Annotated in this window: 20 protein-coding genes; 19 read left to right on the top strand and 1 reads right to left on the bottom strand. The window is 57.7% G+C overall.

Annotation, left to right across the window (positions count from 1 at the left end):
* Positions 1-4 precede the first annotated feature (4 nt).
* The 11 genes from uidA to DXA66_RS08800 all read left to right on the top strand — a co-directional run bounded on the left by uidA (position 5) and on the right by DXA66_RS08800 (position 12,269).
* Entirely contained in the window at positions 5-1,801 is a 1,797-nt protein-coding gene (gene uidA / locus DXA66_RS08845; protein ID WP_118528253.1) for a beta-glucuronidase, read from the top strand.
* 5 nt (positions 1,802-1,806) lie between these two features.
* A complete protein-coding gene (locus DXA66_RS08840) occupies positions 1,807-2,967 on the top strand; it encodes a glycoside hydrolase family 88 protein (RefSeq protein ID WP_118528251.1) in 1,161 nt (386 codons plus the stop codon).
* The gene (locus tag DXA66_RS08835) at positions 2,967-4,655 is read left to right on the top strand and encodes a DUF2264 domain-containing protein (protein ID WP_118528249.1); all 1,689 of its coding nucleotides are present in this window, start codon (positions 2,967-2,969) and stop codon (positions 4,653-4,655) included. The genes DXA66_RS08840 and DXA66_RS08835 overlap by 1 nt, the downstream gene beginning before the upstream one ends.
* A 96-nt stretch (positions 4,656-4,751) precedes the next feature.
* A complete protein-coding gene (locus DXA66_RS08830; protein ID WP_118528247.1) occupies positions 4,752-7,760 on the top strand; it encodes a glycoside hydrolase family 2 TIM barrel-domain containing protein in 3,009 nt (1,002 codons plus the stop codon).
* Between the two features lie 456 nt (positions 7,761-8,216).
* Positions 8,217-8,726 (top strand): hypothetical protein, encoded by a 510-nt coding sequence (locus DXA66_RS08825; protein ID WP_243089072.1) that lies wholly within the window; start codon positions 8,217-8,219, stop codon positions 8,724-8,726.
* A gap of 206 nt (positions 8,727-8,932) precedes the next feature.
* Entirely contained in the window at positions 8,933-9,211 is a 279-nt protein-coding gene (locus DXA66_RS08820; RefSeq protein WP_242959396.1) for a hypothetical protein, read from the top strand.
* A 3-nt stretch (positions 9,212-9,214) separates the two neighbouring features.
* Positions 9,215-9,337, top strand: coding sequence for a hypothetical protein (locus DXA66_RS14675; protein ID WP_256372187.1), 123 nt, complete (start codon positions 9,215-9,217; stop codon positions 9,335-9,337).
* A gap of 170 nt (positions 9,338-9,507) precedes the next feature.
* Entirely contained in the window at positions 9,508-10,539 is a 1,032-nt protein-coding gene (locus DXA66_RS08815; protein WP_118528245.1) for an SPFH domain-containing protein, read from the top strand.
* Complete coding sequence (locus DXA66_RS08810; protein ID WP_005940562.1) at positions 10,539-10,739, top strand: PTS ascorbate transporter subunit IIC; 201 nt, start codon at positions 10,539-10,541, stop codon at positions 10,737-10,739. The genes DXA66_RS08815 and DXA66_RS08810 overlap by 1 nt, the downstream gene beginning before the upstream one ends.
* Before the next feature lie 117 nt (positions 10,740-10,856).
* Positions 10,857-11,189, top strand: a complete 333-nt coding sequence (locus DXA66_RS08805; protein ID WP_118528243.1) for a hypothetical protein — start codon at positions 10,857-10,859, stop codon at positions 11,187-11,189.
* Between the two features lie 237 nt (positions 11,190-11,426).
* Positions 11,427-12,269 carry a response regulator gene (locus tag DXA66_RS08800; RefSeq protein ID WP_005940544.1) on the top strand — a complete coding sequence of 281 codons (843 nt, stop codon included), beginning with the start codon at positions 11,427-11,429 and terminating at the stop codon, positions 12,267-12,269.
* 155 nt (positions 12,270-12,424) lie between these two features.
* On the opposite strand, the gene hisS is transcribed toward DXA66_RS08800, so the two are convergent.
* Positions 12,425-13,666 carry a histidine--tRNA ligase gene (gene hisS, locus DXA66_RS08795; protein WP_097774680.1) on the bottom strand — a complete coding sequence of 414 codons (1,242 nt, stop codon included), beginning with the start codon at positions 13,664-13,666 and terminating at the stop codon, positions 12,425-12,427.
* Positions 13,667-13,789: 123 nt separating this feature from the next.
* Between hisS and DXA66_RS08790 the strand changes: the two genes are divergently transcribed.
* The 8 genes from DXA66_RS08790 to DXA66_RS08755 all read left to right on the top strand — a co-directional run bounded on the left by DXA66_RS08790 (position 13,790) and on the right by DXA66_RS08755 (position 23,315).
* Positions 13,790-15,007: an MFS transporter gene (locus tag DXA66_RS08790; protein WP_118528241.1), complete on the top strand. Its 1,218-nt coding sequence runs from the start codon at positions 13,790-13,792 to the stop codon at positions 15,005-15,007.
* A 296-nt stretch (positions 15,008-15,303) separates the two neighbouring features.
* On the top strand, positions 15,304-16,005 hold the full coding sequence (locus DXA66_RS08785) for an iron-sulfur cluster assembly scaffold protein (RefSeq protein ID WP_015537775.1): 702 nt from the start codon (positions 15,304-15,306) through the stop codon (positions 16,003-16,005).
* Positions 16,006-16,022: 17 nt separating this feature from the next.
* Positions 16,023-17,021 carry a GGGtGRT protein gene (locus tag DXA66_RS08780; protein WP_005935035.1) on the top strand — a complete coding sequence of 333 codons (999 nt, stop codon included), beginning with the start codon at positions 16,023-16,025 and terminating at the stop codon, positions 17,019-17,021.
* Positions 17,022-17,131: 110 nt separating this feature from the next.
* A complete protein-coding gene (locus DXA66_RS08775) occupies positions 17,132-19,048 on the top strand; it encodes a flavocytochrome c (RefSeq protein ID WP_118528239.1) in 1,917 nt (638 codons plus the stop codon).
* Positions 19,045-19,443, top strand: a complete 399-nt coding sequence (locus tag DXA66_RS08770; RefSeq protein ID WP_005940526.1) for a NusG domain II-containing protein — start codon at positions 19,045-19,047, stop codon at positions 19,441-19,443. Before DXA66_RS08775 ends, DXA66_RS08770 begins: the two co-directional genes overlap by 4 nt.
* Before the next feature lie 262 nt (positions 19,444-19,705).
* Positions 19,706-21,349: an HlyD family efflux transporter periplasmic adaptor subunit gene (locus tag DXA66_RS08765; protein ID WP_118528237.1), complete on the top strand. Its 1,644-nt coding sequence runs from the start codon at positions 19,706-19,708 to the stop codon at positions 21,347-21,349.
* Between the two features lie 14 nt (positions 21,350-21,363).
* Positions 21,364-22,113, top strand: coding sequence for an ABC transporter ATP-binding protein (locus DXA66_RS08760; protein ID WP_118528235.1), 750 nt, complete (start codon positions 21,364-21,366; stop codon positions 22,111-22,113).
* Positions 22,110-23,315 carry an ABC transporter permease gene (locus DXA66_RS08755; protein ID WP_097778327.1) on the top strand — a complete coding sequence of 402 codons (1,206 nt, stop codon included), beginning with the start codon at positions 22,110-22,112 and terminating at the stop codon, positions 23,313-23,315. The genes DXA66_RS08760 and DXA66_RS08755 overlap by 4 nt, the downstream gene beginning before the upstream one ends.
* Positions 23,316-23,323 lie beyond the last annotated feature (8 nt).

Genomic DNA, 23,323 nt, shown 5'->3' with positions numbered 1-23,323 from the left:
CGTTATGTTATATCCTGAACAGAATGAAGCTCGCCTGAAGCTGAGCCTTGACGGTACATGGGAGTTTATGCTGGGCAACTGCGAGGAAAATCGGTTCGACCCCGCAGAGCCGCTGCCGGATGCCCAGCCCATCGCCGTGCCTGCCAGCTACAACGACCAGAACGACCAGACCACCGCCCTGCGCCGCCACTACGGCTGGGCGTGGTATCAGCGGCAGGTCACCCTGCCCGCCTTCTGCACCGGGCAGCGGGTGGTGCTGCGGTTTGGCTCGGTGACCCACACCGCAAAGGTCTGGCTGAACGGCCGGCTCATTGCGCAGCACAAGGGCGGCTTTACTCCCTTTGAAGCAGATGTCACCGCCCTGCTGCGCCCCGGCAAGACTGCACTGCTGACCGTAGCCTGCGACAACCGGGTGAACCACAGCACCCTGCCGGTGGGCAACGAGGACGGGCAGCTGGCCTTCTTTGGCTCGGACAATGCGGGCATTCCCAGTGTGGAGGCTGCAAAGCGTGCCGCCGCACCCCAGAACCGCCCCAACTTTGATTTCTTCAACTATGCCGGCATCCACCGCTCGGTGGTGCTCTACACTACCCCTAAAGAGTACATTGAGGATGTGACCGTAGTGCCCGCCGTGGACGGCACGGTGCAGTACACGGTAAAAACCACCGGCGGCGCACCTGTCCATGTCACCGTGCTGGACGCTGACGGCAACGCCGTAGCACAGGCAGAGGGCGCAGCGGGCACGATCACCATCCCGGAAGTGCACCTTTGGGAGCCAAGACCCGGCACGCCCTACCTGTACACCCTCCACATCACCTGTGGGGCAGACGTCTACGACCAGACCTTTGGGGTTCGCAGCATTGAGGTGAAGGGCACCCGGGTGCTTTTGAACGGCAAGCCGTTTTACTTCAAGGGTTTTTGCAAGCACGAGGACTTTACCGCCCACGGCCGCGGATTTGACCCGGTGCTGAACGTAAAGGACGTGAACCTGATCCACTGGGCAAACGCCAACGCTGTGCGCACCAGCCACTATCCCTATGCCGAGGAGTTTTACGACCTGTGCGACCGGGAGGGCATTCTGGTCATGGACGAGACCCCGGCGGTGGGCATCGGCGGCGGAGCTGCGCTGAACCCCTACAAGGAATACCCCCTTGCGGAGCATCACCGGCAGGTGCTTGCCGAGATGATCCAACGGGACAAAAACCACCCCTGCGTGGTGCTGTGGAGCCTTGGCAACGAGCCGGATCTGGAGCACTTCCCGCAGGATGCCTACGACTACTGGCACCCGCTGTATGAGCTGGCGCATCAGCTGGACCCGCAGGATCGCCCGGTCACCCTCGTCTGCTGCCAGAACGACTATACCAGGGATATCACCACCCGCACCATGGATATCGTCTGCATCAACCGCTACTACGGCTGGTACAACCTTTCCGGAGACATGGACGCTGCCTGCTATGGCTTGAATCAGGAGCTGGATTTCTGGGGATCTCAGCACAAGCCCGTGATGATGAGCGAATACGGCGCAGACACCGTGGCAGGCTTGCACACCGCCGGAGCAGAGATGTTCAGCGAGGAGTTTCAGGTGGAGTTTTACCGCCGTCTGGATGCAGAGTTTGACAAGCGCCCGTGGTTTGTGGGAGAATTTGTCTGGAACTTTGCAGACTACGACACCGTGCAGGGCCCCATGCGGGTGGACGGTAACAAAAAGGGTCTGTTCACCCGGGATCGCCGCCCCAAGCTGGGAATGCACTTTTTGCGCCAACGATGGCACGATATTCCGACCTTTGGATTTAAGGAGTGATCACGATGAAAACCTACCAAAACCACGCTATGACCGACGCCGAGGCAAGGCAGGGTCTGGCCGATGCCTGCAAGCAGGTGGAGACCAATCTGCCGCTGTACACCTACCAGTGTCAGAACCATTCCAGCGTGAACAATATCTACCCCGGCTGCGCTAACGATCAGTGGACCTGCGGCTTCTGGCCGGGGGAGATCTGGCTGGCCTACGAGGCTACCGGCGATGAGAAATTCAAGACCGCTGCCCTCATTCAGGTGGACAGCTTTGCCGACCGCATTGCCCGCAAGGTGGAGGTAGACCACCACGACATGGGCTTTTTGTACAGCCCCACCTGCGTGGCAGCGTGGAAGCTGGTGGGCAGCGAAAAAGGCAAAAATGCCGCCATCGCTGCCGCCGACCAGCTGCTGACCCGTTACCAGCCCAGCGGAAAGTTTTTGCAGGCCTGGGGCACCATGGATGACCCCGACAATTACCGCTATATTATCGACTGTATGCTGAATGTTCCGCTGCTGTACTGGGCCGGCGAGACCACCGGAAACGACCACTACCGGGAGATCGCGGCAGCGCATACAGCAACCACACTGGCAAATTCCTTCCGGCCGGATGGCAGCACCTACCACACCTTCTTCATGAATCCGGACGGCACCCCCAAGGGTGGCCGCACCTGTCAGGGCTACAAGGATGACAGCTTTTGGGCCAGAGGGCAGGCATGGGGCGTGTACGGCAGCGCCATCGGCTACACCTACACCCATGATGAAAAGTTCCTCGAGGTGTTCCGCAAGGCGCTGGAGTTTTATCTCTCCCGCCTGCCGGAGGATCTGGTGCCCTGCTGGGATATGGTCTTTGCCCCGGAAAGCGGCGAGCCGAGGGACAGTTCCTCGGCGGCTATCGTGGCCTGCGGCCTGCTGGAGGCTGCAAAATATGTGGACGAAACAGAAGCTGCCCAGTGGCGCACTCTGGCCCGGCAGATGCTGGGCAGCCTTGCGGCACACTATGCCGTCAAGCCCGGCACTCTGGGCTCCGGCCAACTGCTCCACGGCACTTACAGCAAAAAAAGCCCCTACAACACCTGCACCCCGGAGGGCGTGGATGAATGCACGAGCTGGGGCGATTATTTCTACATGGAGGCGCTGACCCGCCTGACCAAAGACTGGGAGATGTACTGGTGATGAACTTGCAGACCAAAGCGGATTTTACCGCGCTGATGCACAAATTTCTCGACCCGCTCAAACCGTATTATTCCGCAGGCTGTGCCCGGCTGCATCTGGGCGAGACCGGCGTGACCTACAACCGGATCGCCATTGAGCTGGAAGCCTTCAGCCGCCCGCTGTGGGCACTGGTACCCTTCTGGGTGGGCGGTGGCTCTGACCCGCAATTTGAAGAAATCTACCGCAAGGGTCTTGCCGCCGGTGCCGACCCGGAAAACCCCGAATACTGGGGCACTACCGGGGAGTACGACCAGTGCTATGTGGAAATGGCTGCCATTGCCTGCGGCATCCTCACCGCGCCGGAAAAGCTCTGGACACCGCTTTCGGACACCGAAAAGCAGAACCTTGCCGCATGGCTGGGGCAGATCAATGCCCACACCATCCCGGACTGCAATTGGCAGTTCTTCCGCATTCTGGTAAACCTTGCCCTCAAGAGTGTGGGGATGTCCTACAGCCCGGAGCTGCTGGAGGACGGCCTTTGCAAGATCGACAGCTATTACAGCGGCGACGGCTGGTCTACCGATGGTGCCAGCATCCAGAAGGATTACTACATTCCTTGGGCCATCCAGTATTACGGGCTGCTGTACTCTAAGCTTGCCGCCGACACCGACCCCCGGCGCGCAGAACTCTACCGTCGGCGCGCCCAGCTGTTTGCACAGCAGTTCGTCTATTGGTTCGATGCCAACGGTGCAGCGCTGCCCTTTGGCCGCAGCCTGACCTACCGGTTTGCCCAGAACAGCTTCTGGGCAGCCTGCATCTGGGCTGGGTTGGAACCGCTGCCTCTGCCGGTAATGAAGGGGCTCATCGTCCGCAACTTCAACTGGTGGCTGGAACAGAAGATGTTCGACCGGGACGGCATTCTGACCATCGGCTACTGCTACCCGCAGATGTATATGGCCGAGCGGTACAACGCCCCGGGCAGCCCTTACTGGGGCATGAAGAGCTTTTTGCTGCTTGCTCTGCCGGACGACCACCCCTTCTGGTCTGCAGAGGCCGCTCCCATGCCCGCATTAGAATGGCTCAAACCCATGCCCTACGCCAATATGCTGGTGCAGCGCCGTGCAGGCCGGGTGACGGCCTACGCCGCCGGTGTCAACGAGGGACACGGGCATGGGCAGTTCCCGGAAAAGTACGCAAAATTTGCCTACGATACCCGCTTTGGCTTCTGCGCCTCCCGCAGCCGTGAGGTGCTCAATCAGGCTGCACCGGACAGTATGCTGGCCTTTGTCATCGACGACAATGTGTTTGTGCGCAAGGTGAGCAAAACGTGGAAAATTGAAGCAGGGGCTGTGACTGCGCAGTGGTCACCTTTCCCCGGCATTGAGGTGACCACCACCATTACCCCCACTTCCACCGGCCACCGCCGCCACCACGAAATTGACAGCATATACGAATGCGATGCCTACGACTGCGGCTTTGCCGTGCCCAATTTTGCGCCGGACTACAAGGAATGCGCCGAGGATGGCCTTGCCACCGCCAGCTGCGATACCTTGCGCAGTGCCGTGGCAGGCAGGGGAGAGGCCGTTGTCATTGGCTGTGACCCCAACACCAGCCTGTATTTTACCAACGTCCACCTGCCTGCCGTAAAGTACCACATCCCCAAGGGGCATACAGAGCTGGATACCGAGATTTTTGACGAAGCATACTGATGCCGCTTCTCTCCGGGAAAAAGTCGTTTTTGTACGGCTGATTTTCCTATTTGCTGTGCTATAATGAGAGCAGAATTATGCTGCGAGGTGAAATTTATGCCCTTGAATAACCCGATCACCCCGGCGCTGCTGGCCGACCCGGAAATTTTTCAGCAGAACCGCCTGCCTTTCCACGCCCATTTTGCGGACCAGACCAGCCCAGAAATGCCGCTCGTCGTCAGCTTGGACGGCGCGTGGAGCTTCCGCTATGCAGAAAATCTCACCGCCCCCTTCTCGGAGTGGGACACCCTGACCGTGCCGGGCTTTATCCAGCTGCAGAGTCTGCAAAAGCCCGGTCACCCCTACGGCACGCCCCATTACGTCAACACCCAGTACCCATGGGATGGTCATGAAAAGCTGCATCCCGGCGAGATCCCGCAGGCGTATAACCCCATCGGGGAGTACCGGCGCAGCTTCACCCTGCCGGAAAACTGGGCAAGCTGCTACCTGCGGTTGAACGGTGCGGACAGCGCCGCCGCCGTCTGGTGCAACGGGGTGTACATCGGCTACACCGAGGATACCTTTACCCCCGCTGAATTTGATATGACCGCCGCCATCCACCCCGGCGAAAATACCCTGACTGTGCAGGTGTATCGTTTTTGCTCCGGCAGCTGGCTGGAAGATCAGGATTTCTGGCGCATGAGCGGTTTGTTCCGCTCGGTGGAGCTGTTCACAAAACCGGAAGTTCACCTCGAGGATGTCTTTGTGAAGCAGAGTTTTGCAGATGATTTTTCCAGCGCAACCGTCACCTTTGATTGCAAGGTCAGCGGCGCAGGCACCATCTCGGTGGTGTTTGACGGCGAGGAGCAGTCTGCCGAGGTGGGTGAGCCTGCCGAATACGACAGCGGTGTGGTGTTCGGCAAGGGCGAGGCTGACCCGGATGTGGAGGAGGACGTGCAGGATGTTTCCTTTACCTTTGCGGTGGAGCACCCTGCCCTGTGGAGCGCCGAACAGCCGAACCTGTACGAGGCAGAAATTGCCCTGCTGCGCGAGGGTGCTCTCGTGGAACGCACCGGGCTGAAGGTCGGTCTGCGCAGGTTTGAGTTGAAAGACCGTCAGATGCTTTTGAACGGCAAGCGCATCGTGTTCAAGGGGGTCAACCGCCACGAGTGGAGCTGCCGCACCGGCCGCACCGTCAGCCGGGAAGAGATGCTGTGGGATGTGCAGAACCTCAAGACCCACAACGTCAACGCCGTGCGCACCAGTCACTACCCGGACGACCCGTATTTCTTACAGCTTTGCGATGAATACGGCTTGTATGTCATCGGGGAGACCAATCTGGAAAGCCACGGCACATGGCAGAAGCTGGGTGCGGACGGCTCGGACAAATGGACGCTGCCCGGTGCCCGGCCGGAGTGGCGGGAGAATGTGCTTGCCCGGGCCGAAGCCATGCTGGAACGGGACAAAAACCACCCGGCCATCCTCATTTGGTCTTGCGGCAACGAGAGCCACGGCGGCAAGACCCTGTGGGAGATGAGCGAATACTTCCGCCACACCGACCCCAGCCGCCTTGTGCACTACGAGGGCATTTTCTGGAACCGGGAATACCCCGCCACCTCCGATATGGAAAGCCAGATGTATACCCCGGTGGCGGACATCAAAAAGTTTCTGGCAGAGCACCCGGAAAAGCCTTTCATCATGTGCGAGTACAGCCACGCCATGGGCAACTCCAACGGCGGCATCACCGACTACACCGAGTATGCCTACGAAGAGCCGCTGTATCAGGGCGGGTTTATCTGGGAGTACATGGACCACGGCATCGCGGTGACAGAACCGGACGGCAAGCCCGGCTTTGCCTACGGCGGGGACTTTGGCGACCGCCCCACCGACCGGGAGTTCTGCGTGGACGGCCTTGTGCTGCCCGACCGCCGCAATACCCCCAAGATGGATGCGGTCAAGGCGGCATACGCGCCGCTGAAAATCACCCTGACCGACACCGAAGCCGTGATTGAAAACCGGAACCTCTTTACCGACCTGAACGCCTACGACCTTGTGTTTGCATCCTCGGTCAACGGCAAGCCGGAGCGTCGCGCGGTACTGCGGGCAGACTGCGCACCCGGCAAGACTGTGCACATCGTGTTCCCGTTCGCTCTGCCGGAAACAGGGCTTTCCTGCATGACCATTACCGCTATCCAGCGGGCTGCGCTGCCCGGAATCACGGCGGGCTATGAAGCCGCCTTTGGGCAGGTGTGGCACGACCACACCACTGCCCGGCTGACCCTGCCCGCCCCGCAGCTGGTGGAGATGGATTACAACATCGGCGTAAAGGGCGAGGGCTTTGAGTACATCTTCAGCCGGGGCAAGGGGCTTGTGTCCATCCGCTATAACGGCGTGCAGCTGCTGGACGATACCGTGCGCCCCAACTTCTGGCGTGCGCCTACCAACAACGACGAGGGCTGCGCAGAGCCGTTTGCATCTGCCTTCTGGAAAACCGCTGGACTGTATGCCCGCTGCGATAACCTGACTGCCGAAGCAAAGGGTGAGTTCGTCACCGTCCGCGCAAACTACACCCTGCCAGATGGGCAGACGCTGCCCATTGATTTTGCCATCGACGGCGCAGGTCGCTGCGATATCACTATGACATGGCAGGGCGAGCACACCGAACTGCCGGAGTTCGGGCTGCTCTTCCCGCTGCGGCGGGAACTGACCGAGGTCTCCTATCTGGGGCTTGGCCCCCGGGAGACCACCGCTGACCGCACCGCAGGCGGTAAGATGGGTGTGTGGAACTACAACGTCCGGCAGGATTTTGCCCAGTACACTCCGGTCTATCCGCAGGAGTGCGGCAGCCGCACCGGCGTGTACAGTGCAACTGTCACCGGCAGCATCCCGGGTATCGGTTTTGCAGGGGACGGCATGACCTTCTCGGCACTGCCCTATACGCCCCATGAGCTGGAAAACGCCCGCCACCTCTATGAACTGCCCAGGGACGACAACAAGACTGTTGTCCGCTGCGCGGCCTTCCAGCGGGGCGTGGGCGGCGATAATAGCTGGGGCGCAAAGCCCCATGCGGACACCTGCTTTGCGGTGGAGAAGGGAACCTCGTTCCGTTTTATGATCCAAAAATAAAAATTCACTTTGGTCTTATTGCAAAACCGTCACAAGATAAAAATTAACGCAACATACAAATAGTATATTTGCGATACATTGACCGTGCCGTCTCTGCCAAGACCGATAACCGTTTGCAGTTCCGCTCTTGATTTTTTACATTTCGCCGCTCCGGCGGCATACAAAATTCCCCTTCGCTGACTTCATCGGCCAGTGTAGGGGGATTTTTTGTTTGTAGATTCGTTTGTGCAAATTGCTATCGCATTTTTATTTTGCAACAGCCCCTTTTTTGTTATATAAACCTGAGAATCATTGCGCGGGGTATCGTGATTGTGCTACAAATTTTTATGAAATTATATGCAGCTATACGATTTTGAGAAATTTTGTAGACGAGTGAACAAACTTGGATTAAATTTAAGCTACAGTAGATAGTGTTCTGAAATTCGCGGACTTCTTCTCTTCGATGGAGGAAACAGTATGAAAAAGATGATTGCAGGAATTCTCTGTCTTGTGCTGGCACTTTCATTATCTGGCTGCGGAACAAATGCTCAAAGTTCAGATACATGTAATGCGAACTACGAAGAGGGATACACTGCTGGCTACGAAGCAGGGTATCATGATGGAAAACAGCAAGTGACCGGAAATAAAAAGCGATTTGCGCAGTTTTCGGGTTCTTTTACAGCTACTGTTGAGCAGCTCCTGCCTGATTATTACGCACTTCCGGGAAAAACGATTGCCGTTGTTCACTTCTTTCAGGACAGGCCATTTTTGCTTCATTTCCAGAAGGACTTGACAGGCGAACTGATTGAAGGAACATCTTATGTGTTTGAGTTTGAAACTTTTCAAGTTGAACTTCCCGAGGATGAAGAAGATCTGGATATTTTAGATTATATGTATTCAATAAATGTTACCGGTTATAGAGCTGCAGAAGATGATGAACTCGGAACGGATAGCAAGCTGCCAACGGTTGAAATCGTATTGAAGTAAGCTGCCAAGCTGCTTTACAAGAAAACGCGGAGATGAGCAGTATACATTGCAGATAGGATTCAAACGTCGTATGAAGAACACATTTTCAAAAAATAAAACTTGCTCCGGATTTTTGCTGATCGTATTTTCAGCATATATGCTATGCTATCTTCTCTCTCAAACAGTGCTTCGTGAGATTTATCTGTTTATAGCAGTTTGCGTTTTTAATGCACAAGCAACATCCGCAAACTGCATATCGCAAATATGCCGTTTTAATAGGCACTATTTTTGAAAATTGCGATAAATGGACAGCAGACCATTATTATTTGTGTCTATGGGCTGCATCTGGCATTTTCTGTTTTCCGGAAATGTATAATGCAGCTCTGATCACAACAGTTGGAAACGGGGCAGGAATTCTGCTTGGCCAGTTGTTGGGTGATTTCATCATCAAAATAAATGCAGCAAAAATCACGCCGGATCTGTACATAAATATCGGAGAAGAGTAATATATGGGAAGCTTCGGAAAGATATCGGTAAAATATGTGTTCAAGGCAGAGGAGTTCCAGAAGGCATTCGATACCCTTGCAGACCGCAACAGCGGCGCTGGCAAGGTGGTGCTGACCTTCGCCTGAGAGCAAGTGTCCTTTACATTATAAAAAGATAAACAAAAAGGAGCTGCTGCACAGTGTTTGTGCGGCGGCTCTTTTTTTGCCTGCGGAGGACTTGACAAGAATGATATAAAGTGATATTATTTTGATATCACGAAGAAACGCTTCCACACCTTGTGAAGGAGGGAACTGTTATGGAAGAGAAAATTCTGCAGACGAAAAAGAACGGCATGGTCATGCTGCTGCTCACCCTGCTGGGCTATGCTGTTACCGTCCCGCTGTTTTTCTACAGCATCATTCTGCTGGACGAAAGCCTGTTTCCGGGCATCCTGCTCATGATCTTGTCCATCGCATACTGGGTGGCGGGCATCTTCCTGTTCTGCGGCCTGAAGGTGTTAAAGCCCCAGGAAGCACTGGTGCTCACCCTGTTCGGCGATTACATCGGCACTCTGAAGGGACAGGGCTTTTACTGGGTGAACCCCTTCTGCACCGCAGTCAACCCGGCAGCTGGCACCAAACTGAGCCAGAGCGGCGATGTGAACAGCGGCGAGACCGGCATGGCGGCCCTGCTTAAGGCAGGTAACAGCAGTCCCCAGACCGCAGAATCGACCAGCAAGAAGATCTCGCTAAAAATGATGACCCTCAACAACTCCCGCCAGAAGATCAACGATTGTCTGGGCAACCCGGTGGAGATCGGCATTGCGGTCATCTGGCGCGTGACCGATACCGCAAAGGCCGTGTTCAATGTGGACAACTACAAGGAGTACCTCTCCCTGCAGTGCGACAGCGCTCTGCGCAATGTGGTGCGCGTTTACCCCTATGATGTGGCTCCCAATGTGGACACCACCGGCGACGGCGTAGCCGATGAGGGCAGTCTGCGCGGCTCCTCGGAGGTGGTAGCCGCCCGCATCCGGGACGAGATCCAGAAGAATGTAGCCGAGGCCGGCATCGAGGTAGTGGAAGCCCGCATCACCTATCTGGCCTATGCGCCGGAGATCGCAGCCGTGATGCTGCAGCGCCAGCAGGCAAGCGCCATCATCGATGCCCGCAAGATGATCGTGGACGGTGCTGTGGGCATGGTGGAAATGGCCCTTGAACGCCTGAATGAGAACAAGGTAGTGGAGCTGGACGACGAGCGCAAGGCGGCAATGGTCTCCAACCTGCTGGTGGTGCTGTGCGGCAACCGTGATGCCCAGCCCATCGTGAACAGCGGCAGCCTGTACTGATGGCAGAACCAAAAAAGCAGGTGCCCCTGCGCCTGAACGCGAAGCTCTACGATGCCCTTGCCGCCTGGGCCGAAGATGACTTCCGCTCGGTGAACGGGCAGATCGAATATCTGCTGACGGAGTGCGTGCGGCAGCGCAAAAAGAACGGCAAGTATGTCTCGGACCAGATCGATGTGCCGCCTGAACTGGATATCAAATAAAATACCAATTGGCCCCGGCTGTGCGGATGAACTTTGCATGGCCGGGGGTTTGTGTTTATCTGTGGCTCCCTAAAGGCTGAAAATGCGAAATTTCCTGCCGGAAAATAATGAAAATGCATGGACAGTCGGCTGATCGTGATAGACAGCAAAAACAAGACTGTCCGTCAGCTCAAGATCGACTGCGACACCATGGCAGAGGTTACGGTGCTGGATATACTGGGCAACCCGGTAGGCACCACCCAAATGCAGATCAGCCTTGCCCATGGCTTTGGCGATGGCAGGGAAGAAAGCTGCGGCTACGCCCGCGACGCAGTCTCGCGCCTGCTGCAGGGCGAGAGCATCGATTTTTACCGTGCTCAATCAGGTGGACTACGACAACTATATGGGCCGCAAGTACTACAAATCCTACTCAAAGTATGGAAAGTACGGTTATTACAAAAAGTATTATAAGCGGAGCCACGAAGCAGAGAAAAAATGAGCGGATCTATGGATTATAATGCGCACTTCGCCTTGGGAAAGATGCCTCTTTCAGCCAGCTGCTTCATGAGGAAACTGATGGGGAAGGAACGTCTTTTTGTAAAGAAGTGTGGAGCTTCTGTCTTTTTGTGCAAAAAAACTTGCGAATCAAAGGACAAAGTGTTAAACTGAAAAAGAGAACATGTATGGTAAACTTGCGGGGGTGTACGAATGAAGATACTGGTCGTCGATGATGGACAGCTTGCGATCAACTCGCTGATCCGCATCCTGTGCCGCGTTGCACCCGACTGCGACTATATCAGCGCCATGACGACCGAGGATGCACTGAGCTGGATGCGTCAGGGGCCGATGGACGCGGCTTTCCTCAATCTGGAAATGCCCGGCATGAACGGGCTTGCTTTGACGCGCATGATCCAGAAGCTGCAGCCGCGCTGCAACATCATTGTGGTAACAGAGCACCCGGAGTATGCGCTGGAAGCGCTGCAGATCTTCGTGAGCGGCTTTTTACTCAAGCCTGCAAACGAGGCGGATGTGCGCAATGTGCTGGAGCATCTGCGCTACCCGCCGGAGAATGCCCCTGTCGGCATCAAGATCCAGTGCTTTGGCAATTTTGAGATCTTCGTGGGCGGGCGCGCTTTGGCCTTCAAGCGCAGCAAGAGCAAGGAGCTGCTGGCCTATCTGGTGGATCGCAATGGTGCCACCTGCACCAACGGCGAAATGCTGGCCGTGCTGTGGGAGGATAAGCCCGACACCGCATCGCTGCACAGCCATCTCCGCAATCTGATCTTTGACCTGAGCCATACGCTGGAGGATGCAGGTGTTACCGGCCTGCTCATCCGCGGCCGCAGCACACTGGCGCTGGACACCAGCAAGGTGGATTGTGATTATTACAATTTCCTGCGGGGCAGCCGCTCGGCCACCAATTCCTATCGCGGCGAGTATATGACCCAGTATTCTTGGGCAGAGGTGACCCGTTCAGCACTGCGCCAGCAGGCAAATGTGCAGAAAACAGCCTCGATCCCCAGTTACTATGTGCCGCCTACCGGCTTTTAAACCAGAAAAAACAAGAACACCTCAGAAAATCGCTCGATTTTCTGAGGTGTTTTTTCTTGACATGAAAATACCCCAAGAGTACTCAGAGTTTTGTTTTTACTCTGGCTACTCTAGGGGTAGCATATCAAAAGTAAAGGGGCTTTGTGTGCAATTATTTACTGCTGCGCAAAAATTTTGATCTCATCCTTATCCATAAAGGCGGCACCGGAAAAACCGGAAGCTTCCAGCTGGCCCAACTGTTTGCCCAGCTTCTTGGCCTGCTGCAGAACGGTGACATTGTAGCTGCTGCGCAGGTCTGCAGCCTTGGCAAGAACGGCGGTGAAATCGGCATCCTTGCCGTACAGCAGGGCGATCTTCTGCTTTGCGCCGGGGATCTGGTAGCCCTGCTCCAGCAGGATGCCGCACACCCGCTCGAAGCCGATGGAGAAGCCCACGGCGGGCACCTGAGTGCCCAGGAACTTGCCCACCATGTTGTCGTAGCGGCCGCCGCCGGCCACGGCACCGCTGAACTGCGGGCAGGTGATCTCAAACACCATGCCAGTGTAGTAGCCCTGACCGCGCACCAGACTGGGGCAGTAGGCTACCTGATAGCGGCCTGCAGCCATGGCGTTGGCGGTAGCAAGGACATACTTGAGGTCGTCGGCAATGGCGGGGTCTGCGCAGCGGGCAGCCACGGCATCCAGCGTGACTTCGCCTGCGGCAATGAAGTCGGCCAGTGCGTTGATGGCATTTTCCGGCAGCTGCTTTTCGGTCAGCTCAGCCTTCACACCATCGGCACCGATCTTGTCCATCTTATCAAAGGTGATGCAGACGGAATCCAGCGTATCAGCGGAAAAACCCATGCTCTCCAGCATCCCGCGCAGGATGCGGCGGTCATTGATGTTGACGGTGAAGCCGGTGAAGCCGATGTTCAGCAGGGCACGGGTGGTCACGTCGATCAGTTCCACCTCGGCGTTGGGGGAAGAATCGCCCAGAATGTCGATATCGCACTGTACGAACTCGCGCAGACGGCCCTTCTGCGGGCGCTCGGCGCGGAACACACGGTCGGTCTGGATCACCTTGAAGGGGCTGGGCAGCTTATCCTTGTTGGCGGCATAGTAACGGCTCAGCGGCAGGGTCAGGTCATAGCGCAGGCCCATATCGGACAGCTGCTTGGGATCGCCGGTGTTCAGGGCAGCGGTGAGCTTATCGCCGCGCTTGAGCACCTTGAAGATCAGGTTCAGGTTGTCGCCGCCGTCGGATTTGTCCAGATTCTCCATATCCTCCAGCATGGGGGTGGAAATGCGCTCGAAGCCGGACGCACGGTAGGTCTCCAGAATTTTGCCCTGAATGTAATCGCGCAGGGTCTGCTCTGCGGGCAGCAGGTCGCGCATGCCCTTCAATGCCTGTGTTTTCATAAGATGGTTCCTCTCTATATAAATCAATGTAAATACTTTTACCTTATTCATTATAAAGAAATCTGCCGTTTTGTCAATTGAAATGGGCACACTGTAAAGGAAAAACCATTCGGAGGACAGACGATGAAACAGCAATTTACAGCAAAACATCCGTGGACCATCCTTGCGGCGGGCGCAGCCATTCAGGTGCTCACGGGCATCCCGGCGGCGTGGGGCGTATTCCAGCAGCCGGTCATGGACGAGTACGGCCTGAGCGAGCAGGGGGCAGGCTATGCCTTCGGCATCCTCATTGCGGCGTTCGGCGTGGGGTGCGTCCTCGGCGGCTTTCTGCAGGACAGCCGAGGCCCGCGGTGTGCGGCTCTGTGGGGAACAGCACTGCTGTGCGGCGGATTTTTTGCGGCGGCCATGCTGCCGGGCGGCAGTGCGGTCAGCTTTTTTCTGGCATTCAGCATCCCGGCGGGGCTGGGCACGGCGTTTCTGTACCCATCCATCCAGTCCTGCGCACAGAAGTGGTATGCCGGGCGCAAGGGCCTTGCCACCGGCGTGATCGGCGGGGCGGTGGGCCTTTCCGGTGCGTTCCTCACCGTGTTCGTGCGCACGGCGGTCAGCGGCTTTGGGATCGTGCAGGGCATCCGGGGCGCGTTCTGGGCGCTGGGGGCCATAACGCTGCCCGTCTGCCTTGCGGGCAGTCTGCTGCTGCAGGACCCGCCGGAAAGCAAACAAAACCAGCAGGGGAACGGCAAAAATGAGATCGACCTTTCCCCGTGGCAGATGCTGAAAACAAAGCAGTACTGGCTGTGCGCAGGCGCGGTGTGCTTTTCCACCCCGGCGGTGCTTCTGTTCAGCCCCATCATCCTGAAGCTGGGCGTGGAGCGGGGGCTGGACGAGAACGCTGCTCTGTGGAGCGTGGTGCTGGGCAGCGTGGGCAGTGCGGCGGGCCGCCTGCTGATGCCCATGCTCAGCGATAAAATTGGCCGCAGGCCCACCGATCTGCTGCTGTTTGCGGTGTCGCTGGGGCTTTCGGCAGGGTTTGCGTTTGCGCAGGGCTGGTGGGTGATCGCCTGTTATGCGGGGCTTACCTTCTGCTATTCCGGCCTTGCAGCAGTGCTGCCCGCCCTTTCCACCGATCTGTTCGGCCTGCCGCACGCAGGGGTGAACTACGGTTTTCTGGCACTGGGGCAGAGCGTGGGCAGTCTGGCCTTTCCGTTTGCAGCAAATCTCTGGGGGTTGGAAGCCGGGCGGCACTGGCTTGCCGTGGGCGGCGCAGCGGCGGGCTTTGCGGCCATGTGGGTACTGAAGCCTGCCGGGCAGACACCGCGCAGGCAGGACACAGGAGCGTGAAATTTGCCCTCTTGACATAGTTGACAAAAACTTGACGAATGAAATGACAAAAGCATCCGAATTGACAGTTAGCGGAAGGCAACTGCAAATAGTTTTGATGTTTTTTACCGGAAATGTATTGCAAAATCCGTCAGCTTTCTCTATAATAAAATCATGCGTGGTAGTACCGGTTAAGGCGCTGAAAGAGAGCGGCGCGCCCGGTCAGATGCAAGCAGCAAAGGGCAGCGGCTGTGCCGGCAGGGCGCGGCGGCGGCTTTGTGCTGCAAAGCAACATTTGTCAAAAGGAGAGTATGATTATGACCTATTCGCAGCAAGTACAGAATATGTGCCCGATCACCAAAGGTCCTAAGCATGGTCCGGCTCCCATCCCCGAAGAGGGCGCATGGGTCAAGGCCTATGAGATCAAGGACATCAGCGGCTACACCCACGGTGTGGGCTGGTGCGCACCTCAGCAGGGTACCTGCAAGCTGTCCCTGAACATCAAGAACGGTGTCATCGAGGAGGCTCTGGTGGAGACCATCGGCTGCTCCGGTATGACCCACTCTGCTGCTATGGCAGGCGAGATCCTGCCCGGCAAGACCATTCTGGAAGCTCTGAACACCGACCTGGTGTGCGACGCCATCAACGTTGCTATGCGCGAGCTGTTCCTGCAGATCGTCTACGGCCGCAGCCAGACCGCTTTCTCTGAGGACGGTCTGCCCATCGGCGCAGGTCTGGACGACCTGGGCAAGGGCCTGCGCTCCATGACCGGCACCATCTTCTCCACCAAGGAGAAGGGCGTCCGTTATCTGGAGCTGACCGAGGGCTATATCAACAAGCTGGCTGTGGATGCCAACGATGAGGTCATCGGCTATCAGTTCGTCAAGCTGGGCAAGATGATGGAGGATATCCGTCACGGCAAGACCCCCAACGAGGCTTATGAGAAGAACGTGGGTACTTACGGCCGCTTCAGCAAGGAGCAGGGTGCTGTGAAGTACATTGACCCGCGTGAGGAATAAGAGAGGAGGAACAACTCATGGCAACTTTTGAATCTATGGATCGCCGCATGCCGAAAATCGAGGCATGCCTGAAGGCTAACGGCCTGGAGTCTCTGGACGCTTGCAACGAGATGCTCCTCGCTAAGGGCATCGACTGCGACAAGATCGTGCGCGGCGTTCAGCCCATCTGCTTTGATAACGCTGTCTGGGCATACACCCTGGGCACCGCTATCGCCGTCAAGCGCGGCCTGACCGATGCTGCCGAGTGCGCTGCTGCCATCGGCGAAGGTCTGGAAGCCTTCACCATCCCTGGCTCTGTCGCTGAGCAGCGTCAGGTCGGTCTGGGCCACGGCAATCTGGGCGCTCGTCTGCTGAGCGAGGACACCACCTGCTTCGCTTTCCTGGCAGGCCACGAGTCCTTTGCTGCTGCTGAGGGTGCTATCGGCATCGCCCGCACTGCAAACAAGGTCCGCAAGACCCCCCTGCGCGTCATCCTGAACGGCCTGGGCAAGGATGCAGCTTACATCATTTCCCGTATCAACGGCTTCACCTATGTTCAGACTGAGTACGACATCCCCACTCAGACCCTGACCGTCGTCAAGGAGATCCCCTTCTCTGAGGGCGAGCGCGCAGCCGTCAAGTGCTACGGTGCAAACGACGTTATGGAAGGCGTTGCCATCATGAAGAAAGAGGACGTTCAGTGCTCCATCACCGGCAACTCCACCAACCCCGTCCGCTTCCAGCATCTGGTTGCCGGCACCTACAAGAAGTGGGCCATCGAGAACGGCAAGAAGTACTTCTCCGTCGCTTCCGGCGGCGGCACGGGCCGTACCCTGCACCCCGATAACGTGGCCGCAGGCCCCGCAAGCTATGGCCTGACCGACTCTCTGGGCCGTGTGCACGGTGATGCTCAGTTCGCTGGCTCTTCCTCCGTGCCCGCACACGTTGAGATGATGGGCCTGATCGGTATGGGCAACAACCCCATGGTCGGCGCTACCGTCGCATGCGCTGTTGCTGCAGCTCAGGCTAACGCCTAAGTCTTTTCTAAGTTTCAGCGAGGGGGAACTGCTTTCCGAATGAGCAGCTCCCCCTTTTTTGCTGATAGATGTCCGAACACAAGCAACCCGAATATGAGAAGGAAGAAACAATGAAAAAGAATCAGATCCGCAAGAGCGTGGCTGCGCTGGCCATGGCGGTTGTTGTGGGTGTCAGTCTGCTGGGCTACGGCTGCGGCAGCAAGCCCGCTTCCACCGCAGGCGGCGTGTCCGGTGATTTCATCGGCACTGCCAAGGGTATGGGCGGCGATGTTACCGTTACCCTGACGCTGGAAGACGGCAAGATCACCGGCTGCACCGCTGAGGGCAAGGATGAGACCCCCGGCATCGGTACGCTGGCACTGGAGCAGCTGCCCGCTCAGATCGCTGAGACCGGCAGTATCGCCGTGGACGGCGTGTCCACCGCGACCATCACCTCCAACGCCATCAAGGAGGCAGCAGCCGCTGCCCTGACTGCCGCCGGCCTGAACGCCGACGACTATAAGATCGAGGTCAAGGCCGACGCGACCAAGGCCGAGGATTCCACCGTTGACGCTGACGTTGTCATCGTGGGTGCAGGTGGCGCAGGCATGACCGCTGCCATCACCGCTGCTGCCGAGGGCAAGAGCGTTGTGATCGTGGAGAGCCAGGCCATGGTGGGCGGCAACTCTGTGCGCGCTACTGGCGGCATGAACGCCGGCAAGACCGTGTATCAGGATGAGAACGAGTTCGGCGAATCTGCCGGTGTCGAAAAGACCCTGAAGACTGCTGCTGAAAAGTACGCTGACAACGAGACCATCACCGCTCTGGCAAAGACCGTCTCTGAGCAGTGGGAAGAGTACCAGAAGAACCCCACCGGCTACTTCGACTCTGTTGAGCTGATGGAGCTGGACACCATGATCGGCGGCAAGGGCATCAACGACCCTGCTCTGGTGGAGACCCTGTGCTCCAACTCTGCTGATGCCATCGACTGGCTGGACGAGCACGGCATCACCCTGCACAGTGTTTCCAGCTTTGGCGGCGCATCCGTCAAGCGCATCCATCGCCCTGTGAACGCAGAGGGCAAGACCGTTTCTGTCGGTTCCTACATGATCCCCCTGCTGGAGGAGAACTGTGAGAAGGCTGGTGTTCAGATCCTGCTGAACACCACCGCCAACGAGATCCTGACCGATGCGAGCGGCGCTGCTGTGGGCATCAAGGCCACCGGTTCTACCGGCGAGACCGTCACTGTGAACGCCAAGGCTGTGGTGCTGACCACCGGCGGCTTCGGCGCAAATCTGGACATGGTCACCGAGTACAAGCCTGAGCTGAAGGGCTTCATGACCACCAACGCTGCCGGCGCTCAGGGTCAGGGCATTGAGATGGCCACCGCGATCGGCGCTGGCACCGTGGATATGGACCAGATCCAGATCCACCCCACCGTTGAGGCCAACACCGCTGCCCTGATCACCGAGGGTCTGCGCGGCGACGGCGCTGTGCTGATCAACGCCGAGGGCAAGCGCTTCATCGACGAAGTGGGCACCCGTGACGTGGTCTCTGCTGCTGAGATCGCTCAGACCGGCAGCTACAGCTGGCTGGTGGTCGATCAGGCTATGGTGGATGCTTCCAGCGTCATTCAGGGCTACATCAAGAAGGGCTTCACCGTGACCGGCGAGACCTACGAGGAGCTGGGCAAGGCAATGGGCGTTGATGAGGCTGCTTTTGCCGAGACCATGAAGACTTGGAATGGCTATGTTGAGGCCAAGAATGACCCCGACTTTGGCCGCACCAGCTTTGCAAACCCGCTGGATACTGCTCCGTACTATGCAATCAAGGTCACTGCTGGTGTGCACCACACCATGGGCGGCCTGACCATCAACACCAACACCGAAGTCCTCAAGGAGGACGGCACTGTGATCCCTGGCCTGTTTGCAGCAGGTGAGGTCACTGGCGGTGTGCACGGTGCAAACCGTCTGGGCGGCAACGCTGTTGCAGACTTCACCGTGTTTGGCCGCATTGCAGGTAAGGCTGCCAGCGACTACGCTGCATGAGTACCCGCAAAGCACCTGAAAACGCTTCCGGCTCCAAAGGCCTGAAACCATGGATGAAGAACCTGATCTTTGCTGCAGTGATTCTTGTGCTGGCAGCAGCGCTGTATTTCGGCGTGCGCGCAGCACACAGCAGCAAGGGCAGCGGTTTGCAGGCCACCGTCGATTTTGGCGATGGCATCACCGAGACTCTGCCGCTGGATACAGACCACGATTACCTGTATGATGTGGGCAATTATGTCGTGCATCTGCAGGTAAAGGATGGTGCCATCGCATTTTTGGACAGTCAGTGCCCGGATCATGTGTGCGAGCAATTCGGCTGGCTGGACAAGGACGGCGCATGGGCTGCATGCGTCCCTGCCGGGGTGTATGTGGTAGTGGAAACTACAGCTGAATAAAGATCGTGCTTCAAAAAAGAGGCAGTACCCTGCAAGAGCGGGGCACTGTCTCTTTTGTTTTGTCTGGAAGGCAAAAGAGGGCACGGTGTGAAAGTTGGATAAAACTTTGACATAAATGCGTCAAAACAAAATTTAGACGCTTGTGTAATAGACGAAAATGCGATAAACTAACAATAAACTCTTTATCGCGCGCTTTTGCAAAGCCTGCGCCCGATACCGAAACCAGGGCATGCCCTGAAAGATACAGGAGGAAACAGCAAGCATGATCTTTAAAAAGAAGCAGGATGCTACGGTACAGCAGACGGCTGCGGGTGAGGCAAAGCCCGCAGCGAAGGGCGGCAAAGCAGCAGCCTTTTTCCGCAAGAACTGGAAATGGATGGTGCCGGTGGTGTGCGTGGCCGTGCTGGGCGGATGGTTCATCCTGCGCCCGGACAAGGCACAGGACACCAATGTGGATGTGAGCTATGTGCAGACCACGCCGGAAAAGCGGGATCTGTCCAACTCCCTCAGCGGCACCGGCACTCTGAACCCGGCCAATACATATAACGTCAAATCGCTGGTGGCAGGCAAGGTGCTCACCAGCACCATTGAGGAAGGCGACATTGTAGAGGAAGGCACTGTGCTGTACACGGTGGATGCCTCCGATGCCACCACCAAGGCAGAGCAGGCATCCATCACCCTGCAGCAGGCACAGCGCAGCTACGATAAGACCGTGGACCGCCAATATGTGCGCGCCGAGGTGGCAGGTGTTGTGAGTACCCTCAAGGTAGCCAAGGGCGACGAAGTGACCAGCGGTCAGGAAGTGGCGGTCATCCGTGACAGCTCCAAAATGGTGCTGCAGCTGGAGTTCCCGGCAGCGGATGCCGCCACCTTCTCGGTGGGCCAGAGCGCAGAGGTGACGCTGGACGGTACCTTTGAAATGCTGACCGGCACCGTGACCGCTGTGACCGGTACCGATGCCCTGAGCACCGGCAACCTGCTCACCCGCACCGTGACCATTGCTGTGCGCAATGCAGGCGGCCTGACCACTGCGCAGGCAGCAACGGCAACCATCAATGGCGTGAACTGCATTGCTGCCAAGTGCTTTGAGTATCAGGCGGAGCGCACCCTGACTGCCCTTGCCGCCGGTACCGTGACGGCCATCAATGTGCCGGAAGGCGGAGCCGTGAACAAGGACGATATCGTGCTGCAGATCAGCGGCGAGGACCTTACCGAGGCCATCCAGTCCGCAGCCGAGACCTTGCGCAGCGCAGAGCTGAACATGGACAACCTGCAGGAGGCCATGAACAACTACACGGTCACTTCGCCCATCAGCGGCACCATCATTGAAAAGAACGCCAAGGCCGGTGATGCACTGGCCACCGGTGCCGACCTGTGCACCATCTACGACCTGAGCTATCTGGTCATGGTCATCAATGTGGACGAGCTGCAGGTCAGCGATGTCTCAGTGGGCCAGAGCGTACAGGTGACGGCTGATGCAGTGCCGGATAAGACCTATACCGGCACAGTGACCCGTGTTTCCATGAAGGGTACCTCCAGCGGCGGCACCACCACCTACCCGGTCACGGTGCGCATCGATGAGACCGAGGGTCTGCGCCCCGGCATGAATGCCAACGCAGAGATCGTGACCGCGGAGGCAGGGAACGCTCTGGCGGTGCCCAATGCAGCCATCGTGCGCGGCGGCTATGTGTTGGTGACCAAGGATTCGCCCAGTGCCGCCAATGCAGCCCCCGATATGACCGCACCGGAAGGCTATGTGTACGTTCCGGTCAAGACTGGTGTGAGCGACGATGACTATACCCAGATCATCAGCGGTGTCACCGGTAATGACACCGTGGCCTATGATCCCAGCTCTGTGAGCACCGATGACTATTACGACGATGGCAGCAGTGTCATGATGTTTTAACGCAGGAGGAAGCGATGAGCGCTCTGATCGAGTTTGATGAGGTGTGCAAGTATTACCAGATGGGTGATACCACGGTAAAAGCAGCAGACCACATCACCATGAAAATCGAAAAAGGCGAGTTCGTGGCCATCGTCGGCCAGTCCGGTTCCGGCAAGTCCACCTGTATGAACATCATCGGCTGTCTGGATGTGCCCACCCACGGAACCTACCGGCTCAACGGCAGGGATGTGGGCAAGATGAACCGCAACGAGCTGGCTGCGATCCGCAACGAGATGCTGGGCTTTATCTTCCAGCAGTACAATCTTTTGCCAAGGCTCAACCTGATGGAGAACGTGGAGGTGCCGCTGGTGTATGCGGGCATCGGCCGCGCCGAGCGCCACGCCCGGGCCAAAGAGGTGCTGGAGCAGGTGGGTCTGGGCGATAAGCTCAGGAACCGCCCCAACCAGCTTTCCGGCGGCCAGCAGCAGCGTGTTTCCATCGCCCGGGCACTGGTGCGGAACCCGGCGGTCATTCTGGCCGACGAGCCTACCGGCGCACTGGACAGCCACACCGGCCGCGAAGTGCTGGGAATGCTGCAGCAGATGCACGATGAGGGCCACACCGTGGTGCTCATCACCCACGATAATTCCATTGCGGTGCAGGCAGACCGCATCATCCGTCTGGAGGACGGGCGGGTGGTCTACGATGGTGATGCCCATGCACCGGAAGCCATGGTGCAGCCCACGCTGCTGCCGGAAACGCCGGATGAGGAGGAGAAAGCATGATCATTGAAACCTTCCGTCAGGCCATCCAGAACGTGTGGAGCAACAAGCTGCGCACCTTCCTTACCATGCTGGGCATCATCATCGGTGTTATGGCAGTCATCGTCATCGTGGGCTTGGGCAACGGCATGACCAAGAGCATGCGCGACAGCTTTTCGGCACTGGGCACCAACACCCTTTCGGTGCAGGTGTGGGGCAACGGCTCCCGCACTGTTCCGGTGGAGGAAATGTACAAGCTGCCCACGAAGTACCCGGAGCTGATCCAGTCCATTTCGCCGCAGATCGATTTCAGCGGCAGCGGCACGCTGAAGATTGGAACCAACAGCTACCGCTGGTCCAACATCAGCGGTGTGGACGAAAACTATTCCGTTATGAAGAACTACCAGATCGCGCAGGGACGCGGTCTGCAGTACATGGATATCAAGGACAACAAGCAGGTGTGCGTCATCGGCGATTATCTGAACCGCGTAGCCTTTGGCGGCAACGGCTTGGGCCAGACGCTCAAGATCGGAGCCAACAAGTTCCGCATCGTGGGCGTGCTGGCGGCAAAGGTGAGCGACCCGGACATGCAGCAGGGCAGCGACGACGACTGCGTTTATCTGCCCTATACCACGGCCATGCGCCTGTCCAGCCAGAGCATAGTGAGCAACTATGCTGCAGTCATGGAGGATGAGAGCCGCGCCAACGAAGCAAAGTCTGCAGTGGAAGGCGAGCTGCAGCACCTGCTTGGCTCGGATAACGGCTACTATGTCTACAGCGCCAGCGAGTGGCTGGAGGAAATGAACAAGATGATCAACATGGTCATCGTGATCCTGACCGGCATTGCCAGCATTTCGCTGCTGGTGGGCGGCATTGGCATCATGAACATCATGCTGGTGTCGGTGACTGAGCGCACCCGCGAGATTGGTATTCGCAAGGCACTGGGTGCCAAGGAACGCACCATTCTGTCGCAGTTCGTGGTGGAAGCAGCCACCACCTCGGCCCTCGGCGGCGCACTGGGCATTGCACTGGGCTACATCGTATCCATGGGAGCAAACAAGGTGCTGCCCATGTTCACCAGCGGCACAACGGTCACGGTCAGCCCGTCCTTCAACTCCATTGCGGTGGCCTTTGGCATCTCGGTGGGGATTGGCGTGCTGTTCGGCTACCTGCCCGCAAAGCGCGCAGCGCGGCTCAACCCCATTGAAGCATTGCGCTATGACTGAACTCTTCT

Origin of the sequence: Faecalibacterium sp. OF03-6AC, assembly GCF_003478175.1 — a bacterium.
Classification (GTDB): Bacteria; Bacillota; Clostridia; order Oscillospirales; family Ruminococcaceae; genus Faecalibacterium; species Faecalibacterium taiwanense.
This window is presented reverse-complemented; position numbering and strand designations above follow the sequence as displayed.

Bases quoted from the DNA above. Each gene is read 5' to 3' on its own strand.
- DXA66_RS08765 (WP_118528237.1), top strand. From the start codon at position 19,706: ATGATCTTTAAAAAGAAGCAGGATGCTACGGTACAGCAGACGGCTGCG.
- DXA66_RS08840 (WP_118528251.1), top strand. From the start codon at position 1,807: ATGAAAACCTACCAAAACCACGCTATGACCGACGCCGAGGCAAGGCAG.
- DXA66_RS08820 (WP_242959396.1), top strand. From the start codon at position 8,933: ATGCACAAGCAACATCCGCAAACTGCATATCGCAAATATGCCGTTTTA.
- hisS (WP_097774680.1), bottom strand. From the start codon at position 13,666: ATGAAAACACAGGCATTGAAGGGCATGCGCGACCTGCTGCCCGCAGAG.
- DXA66_RS08755 (WP_097778327.1), top strand. From the start codon at position 22,110: ATGATCATTGAAACCTTCCGTCAGGCCATCCAGAACGTGTGGAGCAAC.
- DXA66_RS08800 (WP_005940544.1), top strand. From the start codon at position 11,427: ATGAAGATACTGGTCGTCGATGATGGACAGCTTGCGATCAACTCGCTG.
- DXA66_RS08775 (WP_118528239.1), top strand. From the start codon at position 17,132: ATGAAAAAGAATCAGATCCGCAAGAGCGTGGCTGCGCTGGCCATGGCG.
- DXA66_RS08790 (WP_118528241.1), top strand. From the start codon at position 13,790: ATGAAACAGCAATTTACAGCAAAACATCCGTGGACCATCCTTGCGGCG.
- DXA66_RS08830 (WP_118528247.1), top strand. From the start codon at position 4,752: ATGCCCTTGAATAACCCGATCACCCCGGCGCTGCTGGCCGACCCGGAA.
- uidA (WP_118528253.1), top strand. From the start codon at position 5: ATGTTATATCCTGAACAGAATGAAGCTCGCCTGAAGCTGAGCCTTGAC.
- DXA66_RS08770 (WP_005940526.1), top strand. From the start codon at position 19,045: ATGAGTACCCGCAAAGCACCTGAAAACGCTTCCGGCTCCAAAGGCCTG.
- DXA66_RS14675 (WP_256372187.1), top strand. From the start codon at position 9,215: ATGGGAAGCTTCGGAAAGATATCGGTAAAATATGTGTTCAAGGCAGAG.
- DXA66_RS08760 (WP_118528235.1), top strand. From the start codon at position 21,364: ATGAGCGCTCTGATCGAGTTTGATGAGGTGTGCAAGTATTACCAGATG.
- DXA66_RS08835 (WP_118528249.1), top strand. From the start codon at position 2,967: ATGAACTTGCAGACCAAAGCGGATTTTACCGCGCTGATGCACAAATTT.
- DXA66_RS08825 (WP_243089072.1), top strand. From the start codon at position 8,217: ATGAAAAAGATGATTGCAGGAATTCTCTGTCTTGTGCTGGCACTTTCA.
- DXA66_RS08780 (WP_005935035.1), top strand. From the start codon at position 16,023: ATGGCAACTTTTGAATCTATGGATCGCCGCATGCCGAAAATCGAGGCA.
- DXA66_RS08805 (WP_118528243.1), top strand. From the start codon at position 10,857: ATGGACAGTCGGCTGATCGTGATAGACAGCAAAAACAAGACTGTCCGT.
- DXA66_RS08785 (WP_015537775.1), top strand. From the start codon at position 15,304: ATGACCTATTCGCAGCAAGTACAGAATATGTGCCCGATCACCAAAGGT.
- DXA66_RS08810 (WP_005940562.1), top strand. From the start codon at position 10,539: ATGGCAGAACCAAAAAAGCAGGTGCCCCTGCGCCTGAACGCGAAGCTC.
- DXA66_RS08815 (WP_118528245.1), top strand. From the start codon at position 9,508: ATGGAAGAGAAAATTCTGCAGACGAAAAAGAACGGCATGGTCATGCTG.